At 62.3% G+C, this 16,294-nt stretch carries 14 protein-coding genes and 1 pseudogene; 3 read left to right on the forward strand and 12 right to left on the reverse strand.

What is annotated here, in order from left to right; all coding sequences use genetic code 11:
• Positions 1 to 66 precede the first annotated feature (66 nt).
• The 7 genes and pseudogenes from J3489_RS01945 to J3489_RS01975 form a co-directional block, all read right to left on the reverse strand.
• Positions 67 to 378 carry a cupin domain-containing protein gene (locus J3489_RS01945; protein ID WP_206995603.1) on the reverse strand — a complete coding sequence of 104 codons (312 nt, stop codon included), beginning with the start codon at positions 376 to 378 and terminating at the stop codon, positions 67 to 69.
• A 405-nt stretch (positions 379 to 783) separates the two neighbouring features.
• Positions 784 to 1,119 (reverse strand): DUF4148 domain-containing protein, encoded by a 336-nt coding sequence (locus J3489_RS01950; RefSeq protein WP_206995605.1) that lies wholly within the window; start codon positions 1,117 to 1,119, stop codon positions 784 to 786.
• A gap of 275 nt (positions 1,120 to 1,394) precedes the next feature.
• The gene (gene gnd, locus J3489_RS01955) at positions 1,395 to 2,804 is read right to left on the reverse strand and encodes an NADP-dependent phosphogluconate dehydrogenase (RefSeq protein WP_206995606.1); all 1,410 of its coding nucleotides are present in this window, start codon (positions 2,802 to 2,804) and stop codon (positions 1,395 to 1,397) included.
• 176 nt (positions 2,805 to 2,980) lie between these two features.
• Positions 2,981 to 3,610 (reverse strand): DUF938 domain-containing protein, encoded by a 630-nt coding sequence (locus J3489_RS01960; RefSeq protein WP_206995608.1) that lies wholly within the window; start codon positions 3,608 to 3,610, stop codon positions 2,981 to 2,983.
• 35 nt (positions 3,611 to 3,645) lie between these two features.
• Complete coding sequence (locus J3489_RS01965) at positions 3,646 to 4,626, reverse strand: NAD-dependent protein deacetylase (RefSeq protein ID WP_374193416.1); 981 nt, start codon at positions 4,624 to 4,626, stop codon at positions 3,646 to 3,648.
• Positions 4,627 to 4,662: 36 nt separating this feature from the next.
• A pseudogene (locus J3489_RS01970) lies at positions 4,663 to 4,896 on the reverse strand (fumarate reductase/succinate dehydrogenase flavoprotein subunit); the annotation flags it as partial.
• Between the two features lie 110 nt (positions 4,897 to 5,006).
• Positions 5,007 to 5,681 (reverse strand): type 1 glutamine amidotransferase domain-containing protein, encoded by a 675-nt coding sequence (locus J3489_RS01975; RefSeq protein ID WP_206995610.1) that lies wholly within the window; start codon positions 5,679 to 5,681, stop codon positions 5,007 to 5,009.
• A gap of 429 nt (positions 5,682 to 6,110) precedes the next feature.
• Between J3489_RS01975 and J3489_RS01980 the strand changes: the two genes are divergently transcribed.
• From J3489_RS01980 to J3489_RS01990, 3 genes are all read left to right on the forward strand, one after another.
• The gene (locus tag J3489_RS01980) at positions 6,111 to 6,740 is read left to right on the forward strand and encodes a DUF1326 domain-containing protein (protein WP_206995612.1); all 630 of its coding nucleotides are present in this window, start codon (positions 6,111 to 6,113) and stop codon (positions 6,738 to 6,740) included.
• 172 nt (positions 6,741 to 6,912) lie between these two features.
• Positions 6,913 to 7,557, forward strand: coding sequence for a DUF2182 domain-containing protein (locus J3489_RS01985; protein ID WP_242539698.1), 645 nt, complete (start codon positions 6,913 to 6,915; stop codon positions 7,555 to 7,557).
• A 108-nt stretch (positions 7,558 to 7,665) separates the two neighbouring features.
• Positions 7,666 to 8,988, forward strand: coding sequence for a TIGR00366 family protein (locus tag J3489_RS01990; RefSeq protein WP_206995614.1), 1,323 nt, complete (start codon positions 7,666 to 7,668; stop codon positions 8,986 to 8,988).
• Positions 8,989 to 9,050: 62 nt separating this feature from the next.
• Here J3489_RS01990 and J3489_RS01995 read toward each other — a convergent pair whose 3' ends face one another.
• The 5 genes from J3489_RS01995 to J3489_RS02015 form a co-directional block, all read right to left on the reverse strand.
• Complete coding sequence (locus J3489_RS01995; protein ID WP_206995622.1) at positions 9,051 to 9,743, reverse strand: CBS domain-containing protein; 693 nt, start codon at positions 9,741 to 9,743, stop codon at positions 9,051 to 9,053.
• 347 nt (positions 9,744 to 10,090) lie between these two features.
• Positions 10,091 to 11,140, reverse strand: coding sequence for a phosphate ABC transporter substrate-binding protein PstS (pstS, locus tag J3489_RS02000; RefSeq protein WP_242539699.1), 1,050 nt, complete (start codon positions 11,138 to 11,140; stop codon positions 10,091 to 10,093).
• Positions 11,141 to 11,333: 193 nt separating this feature from the next.
• Positions 11,334 to 12,056, reverse strand: coding sequence for a response regulator (locus tag J3489_RS02005; protein ID WP_206995624.1), 723 nt, complete (start codon positions 12,054 to 12,056; stop codon positions 11,334 to 11,336).
• Complete coding sequence (locus J3489_RS02010) at positions 11,980 to 13,650, reverse strand: MASE1 domain-containing protein (RefSeq protein ID WP_206995626.1); 1,671 nt, start codon at positions 13,648 to 13,650, stop codon at positions 11,980 to 11,982. The genes J3489_RS02005 and J3489_RS02010 overlap by 77 nt, the downstream gene beginning before the upstream one ends.
• Before the next feature lie 335 nt (positions 13,651 to 13,985).
• Positions 13,986 to 15,983 (reverse strand): sulfatase family protein, encoded by a 1,998-nt coding sequence (locus J3489_RS02015; protein ID WP_206995628.1) that lies wholly within the window; start codon positions 15,981 to 15,983, stop codon positions 13,986 to 13,988.
• Between the last annotated feature and the right edge of the window lie 311 nt (positions 15,984 to 16,294).

The raw sequence follows: 16,294 nt of genomic DNA on the forward strand, positions 1-16,294 counted from the left end.
CGGCGTGCAAGCGAATCCAATGAATGCTCGCATCGCCGCCGGCATTGCGCGCTCGCCCGGGCTCCGTCAAACGCTCCCTTGCGTTTCGACGACGAGAATGCGCGCCTCGCCTATCGGATGCGCCACATGCTCGGTGCCCGCCGATGCGTGAAATACGTCGCCGGTTTCGAGGATCGTAGAGTGTTCGCCGCCATCGATCCGATAGCGCATCTCGACGCGCCCATCGAGCACCGCGAACACTTCTTCTCCGTCGTTGACATGCCACTTGTACGGCTGATCGGTCCAATGCAGCCGCGTCGTGATGCCGTTCATGTTGGCGATATCGAGCGCGCCCCAGGGACGCGCTGCAGTAAACGTCTTGCTGCGAATGATTTTCATGGCGTCAGCTCCGTGACCGTGCGCCGAGTATGGTAACCGCCCGGCGCGTTTGCGCTGGCACGTTTGCTTCGCCGCTTCTTGTGGAACCCGAGGCGTCTGCCCAAAGCCGCCGTGGCGCGGGCCGATGCATGAAAGACACCTCGCGCGCCGGTTGGTTCGAGGGCCTGCGCCAGGCCGCCCCGGCAGACCGCCGCGCATACTCCCAGCGGTTTGGTATTGTGTCGCTACGCGGGATCGGCAAGCGGGCTCGGGCGCGCAAAGAGAATTTCGGCGCCCCAAATGGAAAACTGGCTCGCGCTTCTTCCCGTGCGGGAGAGCGGCGAGCCAGTGGGCCGGCTGACTGCTTCGTACAGCTTACGGATTACTTACGGCACACCCGCCTTTCAACTGCATGACAAGCACCGATTAACGGCCGAAGTACAGCGGATGGATGCCGTCGACATTCGTCGGACGTGCGATGGCGCCCGATTGCGTCGCACCGCCGGCGTTGCCGCCGTAACCGCTGGTGTCCGCCGCCGCGGCGACCGCGCCGTTTTGCGAGCTCACGCGGGCTTCCGCAGCCTGGATGTCGGCCGGATACGTGATGTTGTCTTGGTTCGGGTTGTAGCCCGCTTGCTCGACCTTGACGAGGTCGGCGCGAACTTCGGCGCGGGTCACGGGTTGTTGGTTCGATTGAGCGAACGAGGCGAGCGGAGCAGCGAGGATCGAAGCGGCGACGACGGCATAAACGAGCGATTTCATGACATACCTCCAAGATTTTTTGATGCACCGCAAACAACATGTCTGCAGCCATTGACGAAAGTCTAGTCATTGGATCGCCTAGGGAAAACCCCAATTTTACAGATTCAGTTTTCCGAATTCCGCAACAATTGAGATATCAGCATCCTCCTTCACGTCATCGTGATACGCAATCGACACCCGGTTTCGCGGGTGCCGTCAAATAAAACGCGGGGCGGACCCGCCAGCCGGCCGGTCCGCCCCGCGTTGTCCGCCCTTTCGTGCTGCGCCGCCGCAGATCAGGACCAGTTGGCGTGGAAGCTCCCCGCGCGGTCGATGCGCTCGAACGTGTGGGCGCCGAAGAAGTCGCGCTGCGCCTGAACCAGATTCGCCGGCAGGCGTTCCGAGCGATAGCCGTCGAAATACGCGATCGCCGACGCAAACGCCGGCACCGGCACCCCGGCCGTCACCGCCGCCGTCACCACGTCGCGCAACGCGGACTGATAATTCGCCGCGATGTCGCTGAAGTACGGATCGAGCAGCAGGTTCGCGAGCGCCGGATCTTTCGCGTAGGCATCCGTGATCTTTTGCAGGAAGCGCGCGCGGATGATGCAGCCTGCACGGAAGATCTTCGCGATCGTGCCGAAATCGAGTTTCCAGTTGTATTCCGTCGACGCTGCGCGCAGCTGCGCAAAGCCCTGCGCGTACGAGATCACCTTGCTGAAATAGAGCGCGCGCCGCACCGCTTCGATGAACGCGGCGCGATCGCCGGCGAACGGTTTCGCGGCGGGCCCGGCGAGCACCTTGCTCGCCGCGACGCGCTCGGTCTTGAGCGACGACAGCACGCGCGCGAACACCGATTCGGTAATCAGCGGCAGCGGCACGCCGAGATCGAGCGCGTTCTGGCTCGTCCACTTGCCGGTGCCTTTTTGCGCGGCGCGGTCGAGGATCACATCGACGAGATCCTGGCCGGTCTCTTCATCCTTCTTGCTGAAAATCTTCGACGTGATTTCGATCAAGTAGCTGTCGAGCTCGCCCTGGTTCCACTCGGTATAGACCTTGCCGAGCTCCGCGTTCGACAGCCCAAGCACGTGCTTCAGCACCGAGTAGCTCTCGGCGATCAATTGCATGTCGCCGTATTCGATGCCGTTGTGGACCATCTTCACGAAGTGGCCCGCGCCGTCCGGGCCCATGTACGCGACGCACGGCTCGCCGTCGGGCGCCTTCGCGGCGATTTCGGTGAGGATCGGCGCGACGAGGTCATAGGCGTCGCGCGGGCCGCCGGGCATGATCGACGGACCTTTCAACGCCCCCTCTTCGCCGCCCGATACGCCCGTGCCGATGAAATGCAGCTTCGATTTCGCGAGATCCTGATTGCGGCGGATCGTATCGGTGAAGTGCGTGTTGCCGCCGTCGATCAGGATGTCGCCTTCGTCGAGCAGCGGCTTGAGCGCGGCAATCGTCGCGTCGGTCGGCTCGCCCGCCTTCACCATCAGCAGAATGCGGCGCGGCTTTTCGAGCGATTCGACGAATTCCTCGAGCGTGTACGCCGGCACGAGCTTGCGCTCGGGAAACTCGGCGATCAGTTCGTCGGTTTTCGTGCTGCTGCGGTTGTAGACGGACACGGCGTGCCCGCGACTCTCGATGTTCAGCGCCAAGTTGCGGCCCATGACCGCCAGACCGACTACGCCGATTGCTTGTTTGCCCATTGTCGAATTCTCCTGTCGAATGGAGTGAGTGCTTCAGCACTGACTCCAGCCCCATGCAAAGCCGAAGAAACCCATGCCGCGCAGGTACGCACACGGCGCAGCGACCAGGATAAAAGAAATGTGCCGCCGATGCGGTGCGGACAAGCGCGGCGCACGCAGAACCGCTTGCGTCGCACTTAGTTGCCGTACGCCTCCTTGCGAAACACGACGCTGAAATTGTTCGCGGGCATCGCGACCACATCGCTCACCGTGAAGCCCTCCTGCGCCGCGAGATCGGCGACGGCCTCCATGTCGCGCACGCCCCATTCGGGGTTGCGGCTTTTCAATTGCCTGTCGAACAGGTCGTTCGACTCCGCGGTATGCGCGCCGTTGCGGCGATACGGCCCGTAGAGATACAGCACGCCGCCCGCACCGAGCGCGCGCCCTGCCCCCGCCATCAGCGCCTGCGCCGCGGCCCACGGCGCGATGTGAATCATGTTGATGCAGACGACCGCATCCGCCGCCACGATCGGCCACGGCTTGCGCGTCACGTCGAGATCGAGCGGTGCGCGCAGATTCGGCAGCGCGGCCTGTGCACGCCATGCGTCGATCGATGCGCGCGCGTCCGGCGCCGCGTCGCTTGGCTGCCATTCGAGTTCGGGCAATGCCGCGGCGAAATGCACCGCGTGCTGGCCCGTGCCGCTCGCGATCTCGAGCACGAGACCGCTCGGCGGCAAGACGCGCCGCAGCACGGCGAGGATCGGTTCGCGATTGCGCTGGGCGGCGGGTGCGCTTTGGGGAGATGTCGAGAGGGAATCGTCTGGCACAGTGGTTGTCCTGCGTTCGAAGGTGGGCGGCGTTGCTATGCGTGCGCAGCGACGCGGGTTGCCAATTCAGTCAGCACTTCGCCGCACGACGCCGATACCTTCAACCTCAGCAAAGCGTCCGCGCGCGTGTGCCCAAGGTTCACGGCCGCGATCGGCTTGCCCATCTTTTCGGCCCACACGCAAAAGCGATACCCCGAGTACACCATCAGCGACGAGCCGACGACCAGCATCGCATCCGCGGCTTCCAGCGACGCCGCTGCCGCATCGACGCGCTCGCGCGGCACGCTCTCGCCGAAGAACACGACAGAGGGCTTGAGCATGCCGCCGCAATGCGGACACGCGGGAATGCGGAAGGTATCGAGGTCGTGCCATTCGAGGTGGGCGTCGCCATCGGCGGCGGGCGCGGCGATGGCGTCGACGAGCGCGGGATTGTCGGCTTCGAGCCGCGGCTGAATCGCCGCACGCGTGTGCTCGGCGCCGCAGTCGAGGCATGCCACGCGGCCGATGCTGCCGTGCAGTTCGATCACATCGGCGCTGCCCGCGCGCTGATGCAGGCCGTCGACGTTCTGCGTGACGAGGCGCCCGACATGCCCCGCCTTTTCGAGCTTCGCGAGCGCGTGATGCGCCGCGTTCGGCTGCGCCTTGCCGACCACGGGCCAGCCGACCATGCTGCGCGCCCAATAGCGGCGGCGCGCAGGCTCGGAGCCGAGAAACTCCTGCAGTTGAATCGGTTGAGAGCGCATCCATCGGCCGTGCTCGTCGCGATAGCCGGGAATGCCGGAATCGGTGCTGATGCCGGCGCCGGTCAGCACGAACAGGCGCGGATGGCGGCGCATGAAGTCGTGCAATGCCTCGAGCGAATGGGGCGCGGCGGCGACGGAAAGCGAATCGGACATGACGTGGCGGACCCGGTAAATCGTGCCGCCGAACGGCGCGGCGGCGAGCTTGCCGATGGCGGCCCCGCCGATTTTACGCCGCTTGCCACGTTCACGGGTTGGTTGTGTCGATCTGCGCAAGCGCGATTCGCACCGCCTTGCGGACCTCCGGGTCTAGCGCTTCGACTGCCGGTACCGCACCTTCTTGATGTCGTGGCCTTCCGGCATCGGCAGCACCTACGAGCCCATGTGGTGCACTTTCTTCACCGCGTAGTCGCCCGTGCCGTCCTTCTCGAACTTCACGCCCCAGCGATCGAGCTCTTCGATCGTCTTGAAGCTGTGCTTCGCGCAGGCATAGACGGCGCGCTGATCGACGATGCCGTCGTTCGCGATCGTGATTTCCTTCGTGAAATGCGTCGCCGCGGAAATACAAGTGCTCGCAGTCGATCGACATGTCCGCGTGGCCGAGCGGCACGCCGCAATCGCGGCGCTATAGGGCCGCGCACATGGCGCGGTTTCCGTCAGCCTAAAAGCGCCAGCAAATGCTTCGCGCCGGCCGTCGAGGAAGCCGGATTCTGCCCCGTCACCAAGCGGCCATCGGTGATCGCAAAACTTTGCCAATCCGCGGCCCTCTCGAACATGCCGCCGAGTCGCTTCAGCTCGTCCTCCAAGAGAAACGGGACGACATTCGTCAGTTGCACAGCCTCTTCTTCCGTATTCGTGAAGCCAGTGACGCGCCGGTTCTTGACAATCGGCTGGCCGTCGACCACGGCGTGGCGCAACACGCATGGGCCGTGGCAAACCGCGCCTACCGGTTTTTTGGACTTGAAGAAGGCCTCGATCAATGCGATCGAGTGTTTGTCTTCGGCCAAGTCCCACATCGGACCATGGCCTCCTGGATAGAAGATTGCGTCATGGTCTCCCGCCTTCACGTCAGCGAGCTTGACCGTGTTTGCCAAGGCTTTCTGAGCGGCGGGGTCCGACTTGAATCGCCTTGTCATGTCCGTCTCGCCCTCAGGGGTGTCGCTCTTGGGGTCGATCGGAGGCTGGCCGCCCTTGGGAGAGGCAATCGTGACGTGCGCTCCTGCATCGAGGAATGTGTAGTAAGGAGCGGCGAACTCTTCGAGCCAGAATCCGGTTTTCTTGCCGGTATTTCCCAACAGATCGTGGGAGGTCATGATCATCAACATCTTCATTGTCGTGCTCCATAGAGTCAAACTGGATTTCCAGCATAGGACGATTTGCCATCGCAGGAGCAGCCAGCAACGCACCCCAACCCGCCGCGTTTGATCGGACTAAAAGCGCCCAGGTTGAGCCATTCGACTTGAGTTCCAGATCGTTGACCTTCCCTTTGCCGAAGTCGACGTGTTAGCTAACTGTTGAACGAAAATGACTCGTCCGATTCACCGCTGCGGCCTGCGCTGCCCGTCAGTTCACAGCCGGCTCTCCTTGCGGTACAGGGCTAGCCGTGACGCTATCGCCTACACTGAAATGACGCCTGAACAGCGCCGCCCCGCAACAACGGCTTGCCCCTCGGTTACCCGAACGGGACACTCCCGGCTCTCGCACGGATCGCCCGGCACGAACTCCCGGCAGACCCGGCCATCTCTTTCGAGGAAGACATCATGGCTACGGCATGGAGAATGAAAGGCGACTATCTCAAGAACTGCAACTGCATTGCCACCTGCCCATGCGACACGGTCGGTGTGCCCTATCCCGACAAGGGGTGCGAAGGGATAGCGGCCATGCGAATCATCGAGGGGTCCTTCGGAGACATCCGTCTGGACGGCTTGGTCTGGGTGGCCACCTACCATTGGCCCGGCGCGCTGCACGAGGGCAACGGTACGATGCAGCCGCTTATCGATGAACGTGCCACCGGGGAACAGCGCGACGCGCTGCTGCAAATCCTCAGCGCCCAACACGGCGGCACCTTCTTCGAAATCCTCGCGTCGATCGTCACCACCTTCCTCGAGCCGCAGTTCGTTCCCATCGCGTTCGAGTTCGATCAGGAAAATCGCAAGGCTCACGTGCTGGTGCCCGGCATCGTGGAAACCGAGTCGGCACCCCTCGTCGTGCCCGCCACCGGTGAAGAACATCGGGTTGTCGTACGGATTCCCAATGGCTTCGAATACAGGGAGATGGAAGTTGCCCGGACCGTCACGCTAATCGGGACCGGCGCGATCAAGTTCAACCACACGGGTACGCACAGCTCGCTGGCTCAGGTCGAGCAAACGCCGACCGGACTGGCCGCCTGATTTCGAACCTGTCCATTGGGGTGTGGCTGTGGCGAGCAACAAGCCGCCGGAAGCCGGGCCGGCCACCGAGCGTCGAATCGTTCTCGCCGGACTCCTCGGCACGTGCACGCTAGCGTGGTTGTACGTGCTTTATTTGGGGTGGGGCATGAAGCACATGGACGCGGGCGCGGACATGGCGATCATGCCTGGCATGGCAGCGTGGAACGGCGTCGACCTGTTCCTCGTCTTCGCGATGTGGGCCATCATGATGGTCGCCATGATGTTGCCTTCCGCCACACCGATGATCCTGTTGTTTGCACTCGTCAACCAACGTCGGCGCGCCCAATCGGAGCCTTACGTCCACCCCGCTGCTTTCGTCGCCGGCTACATCGCCGTCTGGACGGCTTTCAGCGCAACCGCCACCCTTGCCCAATGGGGTCTTCTCGAAGCGCGGCTTGTCTCGCCGATGATGGTGAGCACGAGTCCCGCTCTAGGAGGAGGACTTCTCATCTGTGCGGGCGCGTATCAGTTCACGCCCTTGAAACATGCCTGCCTCTCCAGGTGCCGTTCGCCACTCTCGTTCATCATGACCGAGTGGCGGGCCGGGGTTCGTGGCGCGTTTGTCATGGGCCTGCGCCATGGCCTCTATTGCACGGGCTGCTGTTGGCTGCTGATGGCGCTGCTTTTCGTCGTCGGCGTGATGAATCTGCTGTGGATCGCCGCGCTCTCGGCGGCGATTCTGCTGGAGAAAACGCTGCCGAAGGTACGCTGGATATCTACCGCGATCGGACTTTTGCTGATCGGGTGGGGAATCGGAGTGCTGCGGCAGGCTTTCTGAGACTGTCAGTCGCGCCGCCGGGGGCCCAGTCCTGACTCAAAGCGACCTTGAACAAGACATGCCACAATGGCGCGCCCTTAAAAGTCCGTTCCCCAAAGGAGACTGCACGTGGTACAGGGAATCGCCCGCTTTTTTACACAAATAGTCCATCGTGTTCTGCCCGACCCACTGATCTTCGCGATCCTGCTGACGGTGGCGACGTTCGCGATGGCGTTCGGCCTGACGCCGAAAACACCTGCCGAACTTGTTCTGATGTGGGGCTCAGGCTTCTGGAACCTGCTCGCCTTTTCAATGCAGATGGCCATGATCCTGGTGACGGGCCATGCACTCGCCAGTTCCGCCTCGGTCAAGCGGGGCCTGGCAGCACTTGCCGGCTCAGCGCGCACGCCTGCACAAGGCACCATGCTCGTCGCGTTGCTGAGCGGACTCGCCTGCGCCATCAATTGGGGCTTCGGGCTCGTGCTCGGCGCGATGTTCGCCCGTGAGGTCGCACGCCGGGTCAAGGGGACCGACTACCGGCTGCTCGTCGCCTCGGCGTATATGGGGTTTCTGACGTGGCACGGCGGGCTGTCCGGCTCAGTGCCGCTGGTCGCGGCGACCAAGGGCAATCCGATGGAAAAGGTCATCGGACTGATCCCGGTGTCCCAGACATTGTTCACTGGCTACAACCTCTTTATCACGGTCGGACTGATCGTCATGCTGCCGTTTCTCGCGCGTGCGATGATGCCTCCCTCCGGCCAAGTCGTTTCGGTCGACCCCGCGCTGCTGATCGATGAACCCGTCGAGGAACGCGTACTCGGGCCCGATTCGACTTTTGCCGAACAGATCGAAGAAAGCCGCTTGCTGTCGGCTCTCGTTGCGCTGCTGATCGCCGGCTATCTCGTCATTCGCTTCGCGACCAAAGGCTTCAGCCTGGACATCGACACCGTCAATATTGCGTTCCTTGCGATAGGCATCGTGCTGCACAAGACGCCAATGGCCTACGCGCGCGCTATCGCGAAAGCAGCGCGTGGCACGGCCGGAATCATGATTCAGTTTCCGTTCTATGCGGGAATCCAGGCAACGATGGATCACTCAGGGCTGGCCGGCATCATCACCAACTGGTTCATAGAAATCGCCAACGTGCACACGTTTCCGTTACTGGTCTTTCTTAGCTCGTCCGTCGTCAATTTTGCAGTGCCCTCCGGCGGCGGTCACTGGGTCGTGCAGGGGCCATTCGTGATGCCGGCGGCCAAGGCGCTTGGAGCCGATCTGGGTAAGTCGGCTATGGCCATCGCCTACGGTGAAGCGTGGACCAACATGGCCCAACCGTTCTGGGCGCTGCCGGCGCTTGCAATCGCCGGACTGGGTGTACGCGACATCATGGGGTATTGCGTCACCGCGCTGCTGTTTTCGGGGATCGTGTTTGTCGCGGGCATGTATTTGTTTTGACCAAAATCGAGTTCTGAATCAGGAGCAATGCATGACACCGGCGTCTTGCGACCGCGTGCGGCCTACAGCGACGGAATCACGTTCGGAAACACCAAGTGGCTCTCCACGCGCTTGACGCCGGGCACACTCTCGGCAGCGATGCGAATCGCGCGCTTTTCCTCCTCGGACTCGATTACGCCCCATAAATGCGCGACGCCGTCCTTGACGAGCACGCCTTGTTTCGGCAACCCCCAGCGCTGCCCGTGCATTTCCTGGACTATCGCGTCGCGCAGGCTCGCATCGTCGTGCGAAACCGAGTCCACGGCCGGCGCGACGCTCGCGAGTGCGCGGATCAGGTTCGAGCGGCTCACGATTCCGACCAGCTTGCCGTCCTTCAGCACCGGCACGCGTTTGAGATGCCGGCGCTCCATGAGGTCCGCGATCTGCTGGAGCGGCATGTTCTCGGAAATCGAAATCACCTGGTCGCACATCACGTCGCCGACCACATGCCCGTGCTCCTTCACATACCTCGCGGCCTGCTCGCGGGGCGACGACAACAGGAATTCGAGCCACAACGGGCGCTTCCCGCGGCCGGTGCCGGTCTCCACGCGATGCAGCAGGTCGCCCTGGCTGACGATGCCGACGACCTGTCCGTTTGCGTCGACGACCGGCATGCCGCTGATACGGTTGTCGACGAACAGTCTTGCCGCGTCGTGGATCGTCATGTCCGGCGTGGCGGTGACGACGGACGGAGTCATGATGTCGAGTGCGCGCATGGTTGCTCCCTCAGCGTGTTGCGACGGGTCCCCATCTGTTGCTCCCGTCGCACGATTTCGGCAAACGCACCGGCGGCGAAGCGCGCGGCGCTGGGGCGCCGTCTGGTTCACGAGGCTGATGCCGCGAATCGCGACCTGAATGGAAAAACACGAACGACGCGATTCCCCATCCGTGGGGCATACATCTGAAAGCGGCAGCAGATCTGTCTACTCGAATCGTAAAGGGCTTTCAAAAGCCTGGCGGCAGCGATCTGGTTACGCGGACCATGCTTGTCAGGCTCTTCGGCGAGCCGCCGGCGGTGACTTCGCTGACTTGCCCGATGGGCAGGTTCTGCGCCCAATACGCTTCAATCTTCCCGACCAAGTCCGGCGGCGGGGTGCCGTAATTCAGCGGCTGCCTCTTCCCGGCCCTCATTGAGAGCCCACCGGAAGAACGCCAGCGCAGCGGTCGAGCCAGCCTTGTTCTCGGCTTTCAGCAAGATGAATACGACGCCAGGAATCGGCCAGGCTCGATCGCCCGGCGGATCGGCGACGAGCTGGTAGAAATCATCCGCGCGGCCCCAAGCCACTGTTTCCACCGCAGCCTTGAAACTCGCGGCCGATGGCTCGATAAACGCGCCAGTTTTATTCTGAACGGTCGCATAGGCGAGGGGCGCAAGGCCCGTGTAGGCCAGTTCGACATAGCCGATCGCGCCCGTGATCCGCTTGACATAGGTAGCGACGAGCTGGCTGCTCGAGGCGTTGAGCCCCACGGGCCATTTGACCGTCACGCCGCTGCCCACCTGCTCGCGCCATTGCGCACTCACGGCGCACAGGTACCTCGTCCAGTTGAAGGTCGACCCGGACCGATCACCGCGATGAACCACGACGATTTTCAGATCAGGGAGCGCGAGCCCGGGATTGACCGCCTTGATGGCCGGGTCGTTCCAGTCCGTGATCTTGCCCAGGTAGATGTCCGCCAGCAGCGCACCCGTCAAGCGAAGCTGTCCCGGCGCAATGCCATCGAGGTGGACCACCGGCACGAGGCCGCCGGCCGCCACCGGAAACTGGATGAGTCCCGAAGTGCGCAATTCGTCTGGTTTCAGCGGCATGTCCGAGGCACTAAAACTCACCGTAGCCGCTTTCAACTGATCAATGCCGTTCCCGGAACCAATGGGATGAAAACTCACCTGCTGGCCGGTTTTGTCGTAATAGGAGGCGGCCCACTTCTGCACCAGGGGATCGAAGAAGCTCGAGCCGGCGCCCGTGATCCCTCCTGCGGCCTGCGCTGCGAGCGCATGACTCGCGACGAGGCATGCAACCGCGATACAACGAAACACCTGCCGCAGGTCGCGGGCCGTTCCAGCAATGAGTGCGGAGACGGGAACGACAACAGTTCGCTGGAATCTGGCGTTCATGGCGGCGACCCCCATCGAGATTTTGGGCTACGCCTGCCTACCCCGCCCAAGGATTGCCCTGCCTACGCCGCCCAAGGATTGCGGCACGCCGGCAGGTGTGCCTGCACTGTATGCCCTGACCGCATGCGCATGAATAAGGCGCCGTTGCTAAAAGAGGCTAGAGGATTGCCCGATTCAGCGGTCGGGCTCCGCCCTATTGGCTCTCGATCCACTGAATGGCGAAGCGCATCAGCTCCTTGCCGCTACGGATATGCAGCTTTTCTTTGATGTTGGCCTGATGCGCCTCGATGGTCTTCACGCTCCGATTCAGTTTCTCGGCGATTTCGCGAGTGCTGAAACCGAGTCCGATCAGGTGCAGGACCTCGAATTCCCGTTCCGAAAGGCTCGCGATTGGGCCCTCCGGCTTTTTTCGGGGGGCTGCAAGGGCCCGCGCCAGCTTTTCGTGCATGGCGGCGCTCAAATAAATATTGCCTGCCAGCACTTCGCGGATCGCGCTCACGACATGCTCTGTGGCCTCGAGTTTCATCAGATACCCGTTGGCCCCGGACCGTAGTGCGCGTTCGGCAAACAGGCTTTCGTCGTGCATGCTGAGGACGAGGATGGCCAGATCCAGGTAGCGGTGGCGGAGCGTCTTGACAAGGTCGAGGCCGGAATCCGATTTCAGACTGATGTCCACAATGACCATGTCGGGCTGGCAAGCCATCGCCGCCAGCGCTTCTTCGGCGCTGCCGACCGCACAGCAGACGTGCAGATCCCCTTGCAGATTCAGCAAGTGCGTCATCCCGTCCCGGATGATGGGGTGATCATCCACGATCAGGATTTGAGTCGCCCGGTCTGGGCTAGACGATTTTCCGTGCACGGCCCGGTCCCTCCGGTAGCGGATAGCCGATGGCGACGGTGGTGCCCCCGAAAGCATTGCGGGTCACCGTGCAAGAGCCGCCCAGAAGGCTTGCCCGGTGACGGAGGTTATGAAGTCCCAGTCCCGAGGCACGCTCCATTTCTTCCTGGTCGACGCCCGCCCCGTCGTCGCTGATTGAAAGCGTCTGCATACCGCCTGCCTGTTCCAGGTCGATCCAAATGCGGCGGCCGTGGCTATATTTCAGCGCGTTGTTGACTGCTTCCTGTGCCGCACGATAGAGGTTGATCTGCATCAGCGGATCCAGCAAGTCCACATCTGGCGCGATCCGCAGCATGCAATCTACGCCATTGAGCGTGCGAGCCGTCTCCGCCAGCCCCTGCAATGCGGCCACGAGGCCACCATGTTCCATGGCGACCGGGTCCAGGCCATGGGCAATCCGGCGGGTCATCAAGGACGCCTGCTTCACCAAGCCGACGACGGTAGCGGCGTCGGCGGCGGCCGAGTGGCCCTGCGCCTGCAGTTTCTGATTCAAGGCGGCGCAGTACAGACCCAGACTGGTCAGCTGTTGTCCAAGCCCGTCATGCAGTTCCCGGCCGATGAGTCTTTGCTGCTGATCGCCGATCCGGATCAGTTCTCCTTCCAACAGACGGCGTTGCGCCATCTCCTCCTTGAGTTCATTGTTTGTCTTCTGCAGGTCTTCGGTTCGCTCCGCCACGCGCCGTTCCAATTCGAGGTGAGATGCTCGCAGCAGGCTATGGACGCGCTGCTCCTGAGCACGTGCCGCCACCAGTAGCAGTCCGGTTGCCGCCACGACGTTCGCGAAGGTGCACCACCTCACGAGGCTATCCACCGGAGATTCGGCAGCGAAGGGCCCCGTGCCGTGGGTGGTACCCCAGATGGCCACGACCGAGACCATCAAGGTCGTGATGCTGATGCCCAAGTGATCGAAGCGCAGAGCCGCCCAGATAATGAACGGAAAGACCGCCAAGGCTGCAGGATAGTAGCCGTGCCCGGCAAGTTGCGGGGCGCCGAAGATGAGGTAGCTCACCCAGAAGGTCGAAACGGCCAGTCCGCACGCCTCCACGGTCTGCTGCGCGGAGCGGACAGGGTTCGAATACGTGAGCAAGCTGAACAGGGGTGGGGCCACGACCAGGATCCCCATCATGTCACCGAGCCACCATTTCAGAAAGGCCGCGCCGTACTCGGTGGGCGGCACCAGGCCCGCTCCAAGCAGGGCGGAAATGCCAATCAGCGCACTGACTGCCGTGCTCACCACCGCAGCCAGGCCGATGAAGGCCAGCACGTCATGGATGCGGTCGAGGGTGATCTGGAATCGGGCCGCGCGGGTCAGCAATGTTGCTGCCGTCAATGCTCCAATCATGGAGCCGGTGCCGATCAACGCGGCCACGCCTACGGGCACGCCGCCCGACAGGTTGGCGAGGAAGGAGCCAATGGCAATTCCTGGGGCAACTGCAAAGCCCAGAGCGAGCAGCGCAACCAGGGCGATGCCGCTGGAAGGCCACACCAGAGAGATTGCGCCGCCCACTACCGCATAGGCAAGTCCTAGCCTTGCACCTGCGTAATACGCCAATGCAACAATCCCGGTGTACAGGAAGAGGCTGATCCTGGAATTGACCCGAGTGGCAACCATGATTCGCTTCAAATCCTGAAGGACAGGTTCTTGTCGGCGTCAAGACGTTCTTTCGTCAGACGTCGGTCTTGTACCAATTGACCATCTGTTCGAAGCGGCGAGTGCGGTAGACGACATGCGCGATTTTGAAAGGCCGGATGCGATCCGTAAATGTGCTCCGTAAAATTCGGGATGTGGTGTGAACGGCCGAAATTTCAGATTAACAGTCGTGGGGCAACGGTCCAGAATAAGTCGTGAATTTTCTGGCGCAAAGCCGACCGATTCCCCAAACGTTAGGTAACGCACATATGAGCGATGACCGCAGTGTCCAGCGGATTCAACCGGTCATTCACCGATTAGCACGTTGGTTGTCCCGGAACGGTCCCGCTCTGCGGCACCAGCCGCTTGGCACATCGCTGCTGCTGCAGCAGTTGTGCGAGTTGATTCTGCTGCGCCCCATGCTTCCTGTCGTTGAAGAGATTGGTGAGCTCCATGGGGTCATCGGTAACGTTGTACATCTCATATTCGTCGCCGCGCGGCGTTGACTTGACCGTGACAGTGTAGGCAATCGGTTGCGGACCCACGTCCGGACCGGGATACGGGGGCGGCTCGGGGGTCTTTGCCACCTGGCGCAACACCACGTCTTCGACGGTCGGCGAGTTTGGATCGCTAGGATCGCCAGGGGGGATACCGGGAGTGCCCCAGAACTGCGGATTGTCGAAGTAATGCGTGTATTTCCAGACCTTGCCGTCCGCCAGGCGAGCGATTACCGTTTCCAGGTGATTCGGCTGCAAGACGGAGTTGTATCCGATGCCGGTCCAGTTGTCCTGGTTGAGCCCGCGGCTCGGATCATCATCGGTCATGAAATAAAGCGGGTCGTCGACGCTTGCCGGGGAAACCTCGCCCAGCACGAGCGGCGCAAGATTACGACCCACTAACGGCAGCGCATCGGAGTGATCTTTGGCGAGTTGCTGACGAATGGGCTCAGGGTCGATTCCCGCGAGGCCCAGCAGCGTCGGCAGAAGATCCACGTGACTGGTCAGCGAGTCGACTGACCGTGGATTCGGAAACAGCGTCGGGCTGTAGATGATCAGCGGGACGCGGATCGCCTCGTCGTAGGCCGTGTACCACTTCTGATGCATGTTGGAATGCGAACCGAGAAGATCGCCGTGGTCGGAGGTGAAGAGGACGATCGTGTTGTCGGCGAACCTTGAGGCGAGCAGCGCCTGAAAGACGGTCATCATCTGATCGTCGACGTTCTTCTGCAACTGGTAGTAATAGCGGAAGTACTTCTCGAGCGTCACCGGGTCGCTCAAGATAGGCTGCATCCACTTCCCGTAGCTTTCCTGATAGGACGCCTGCGCCGAGGGCTTCGTCGACAGATCGTCGCGCTGCGTCTGGTTGAATCGCACGGGGTCGAACAGCACGACTGGCACGTAGGGTTCAACGGGGAAATAGAATTCTCCGGCCGCCCTCCCCAACGTGTTCACCCATAGCCCCCAGAGCGTGATGTCGTGCGGGTTGACGAACGAAGCCATGATGAACCACGGGTCCGTGCTACTGTCGCGGTCGAGTTGCTGGATCAGGTCCCTGGTCTGCCGCGCGAAACCGATGTCGCGCCCCTGTTCACCGGGTGGCACCGAAGAACCGCTATTGAGCGGTGATTTGCCGTGCGGCTCGGGACCGATCCAACCGCTGAAACCAAAGCGATCGAGGCGATCGGCGTTGCTGTAGAGCGCTTCAGCGGCGATGTCGGGGGCGCCATTCTTTGCGTTGTAGCTCAAGAGCTGGGTGTGCGTGGCCGGGACCAGCATGTCGGCGTCCGAGGCGTGCCACTTGCCGCGCCAGTACGTCGCGTAGCCTGCGGCGCGAAAGTAATCCCCGAGCGTCGGTACGCTGTTGGGGTCGAGCCAGAACATGTCCGGATCGAAGGATTCCTTGGCCGCGCCGGTGGTCTGGCTGACGCCGTGCAGCGAGGGATACTGTCCTGTGTAGATCGACGTGCGGCTGGGTGAGCACGCTACCGACGCCGCGTAGTGCCGTTGAAAGTCGACCCCATTCCGGCGCAGCAGGTTCTGCGTACTGAGATAGGTTTGACGGAAAGCTTGGGTCTGTCGCGACTCGTAGCTCGGCGGAAAGCGGTCTTCGTCGCACATCAGGATCAGGAAGTTCGGCCGCTTGCCGCGGGGTGGGGCGGTGGACACAGTTGCGGCAAGTGCGTCGGCAACAGCGCCGCCGGCGGGAAAGACCAGCGCCCCAGCGCCCGCCGCGACGCTGTTGCGGAGGAAGCGGCGACGCGAGGCGTCGCTCACATTCTCGGACGCCGATGATTCAGATTCGTCGTTATCCTTCATAGGGCCTCCGCCCCCGCCTATAGCGGTTGGAATTCTCGGGATGTAAATAGAAAAAGCTTAGACGACCAGGCCGCTCACCTCGCGGTGATTTGTGGCTGGACGCACATGGACTCAAGCGCAACACCGCGAGAGCGGGCCGGATCGGCGTAGAACGTATGGTTTGGACGCGGGTCAAACAGAAACCGCACGCGTTAACGATATTCCCGTCATTTTTGCAGCGTGCGCGGGTTTTGACGTAGGGTGAAGGTCGGAACACACGAGCGCCTTCCGCATGGTCCGGAGCTGGCGTGCGCCGCCTGATCCGCGGTGTC

It is taken from the genome of Trinickia mobilis (genome assembly GCF_017315705.1).
Classification (GTDB): Bacteria; Pseudomonadota; Gammaproteobacteria; order Burkholderiales; family Burkholderiaceae; genus Trinickia_A; species Trinickia_A mobilis.

Excerpts from the sequence above, each read along its gene's own strand:
- J3489_RS01945 (WP_206995603.1), bottom strand. The coding sequence starts at position 378 with ATGAAAATCATTCGCAGCAAGACGTTTACTGCAGCGCGTCCCTGGGGC.
- J3489_RS01950 (WP_206995605.1), bottom strand. The coding sequence starts at position 1,119 with ATGAAATCGCTCGTTTATGCCGTCGTCGCCGCTTCGATCCTCGCTGCT.
- gnd (WP_206995606.1), bottom strand. The coding sequence starts at position 2,804 with ATGGGCAAACAAGCAATCGGCGTAGTCGGTCTGGCGGTCATGGGCCGC.
- J3489_RS01975 (WP_206995610.1), bottom strand. The coding sequence starts at position 5,681 with ATGAAGATGTTGATGATCATGACCTCCCACGATCTGTTGGGAAATACC.
- J3489_RS01980 (WP_206995612.1), top strand. The coding sequence starts at position 6,111 with ATGGCTACGGCATGGAGAATGAAAGGCGACTATCTCAAGAACTGCAAC.
- J3489_RS01985 (WP_242539698.1), top strand. The coding sequence starts at position 6,913 with ATGGCGATCATGCCTGGCATGGCAGCGTGGAACGGCGTCGACCTGTTC.
- J3489_RS01995 (WP_206995622.1), bottom strand. The coding sequence starts at position 9,743 with ATGCGCGCACTCGACATCATGACTCCGTCCGTCGTCACCGCCACGCCG.
- pstS (WP_242539699.1), bottom strand. The coding sequence starts at position 11,140 with ATGAACGCCAGATTCCAGCGAACTGTTGTCGTTCCCGTCTCCGCACTC.
- J3489_RS02005 (WP_206995624.1), bottom strand. The coding sequence starts at position 12,056 with ATGCTTTCGGGGGCACCACCGTCGCCATCGGCTATCCGCTACCGGAGG.
- J3489_RS02010 (WP_206995626.1), bottom strand. The coding sequence starts at position 13,650 with ATGGTTGCCACTCGGGTCAATTCCAGGATCAGCCTCTTCCTGTACACC.
- J3489_RS02015 (WP_206995628.1), bottom strand. The coding sequence starts at position 15,983 with ATGAAGGATAACGACGAATCTGAATCATCGGCGTCCGAGAATGTGAGC.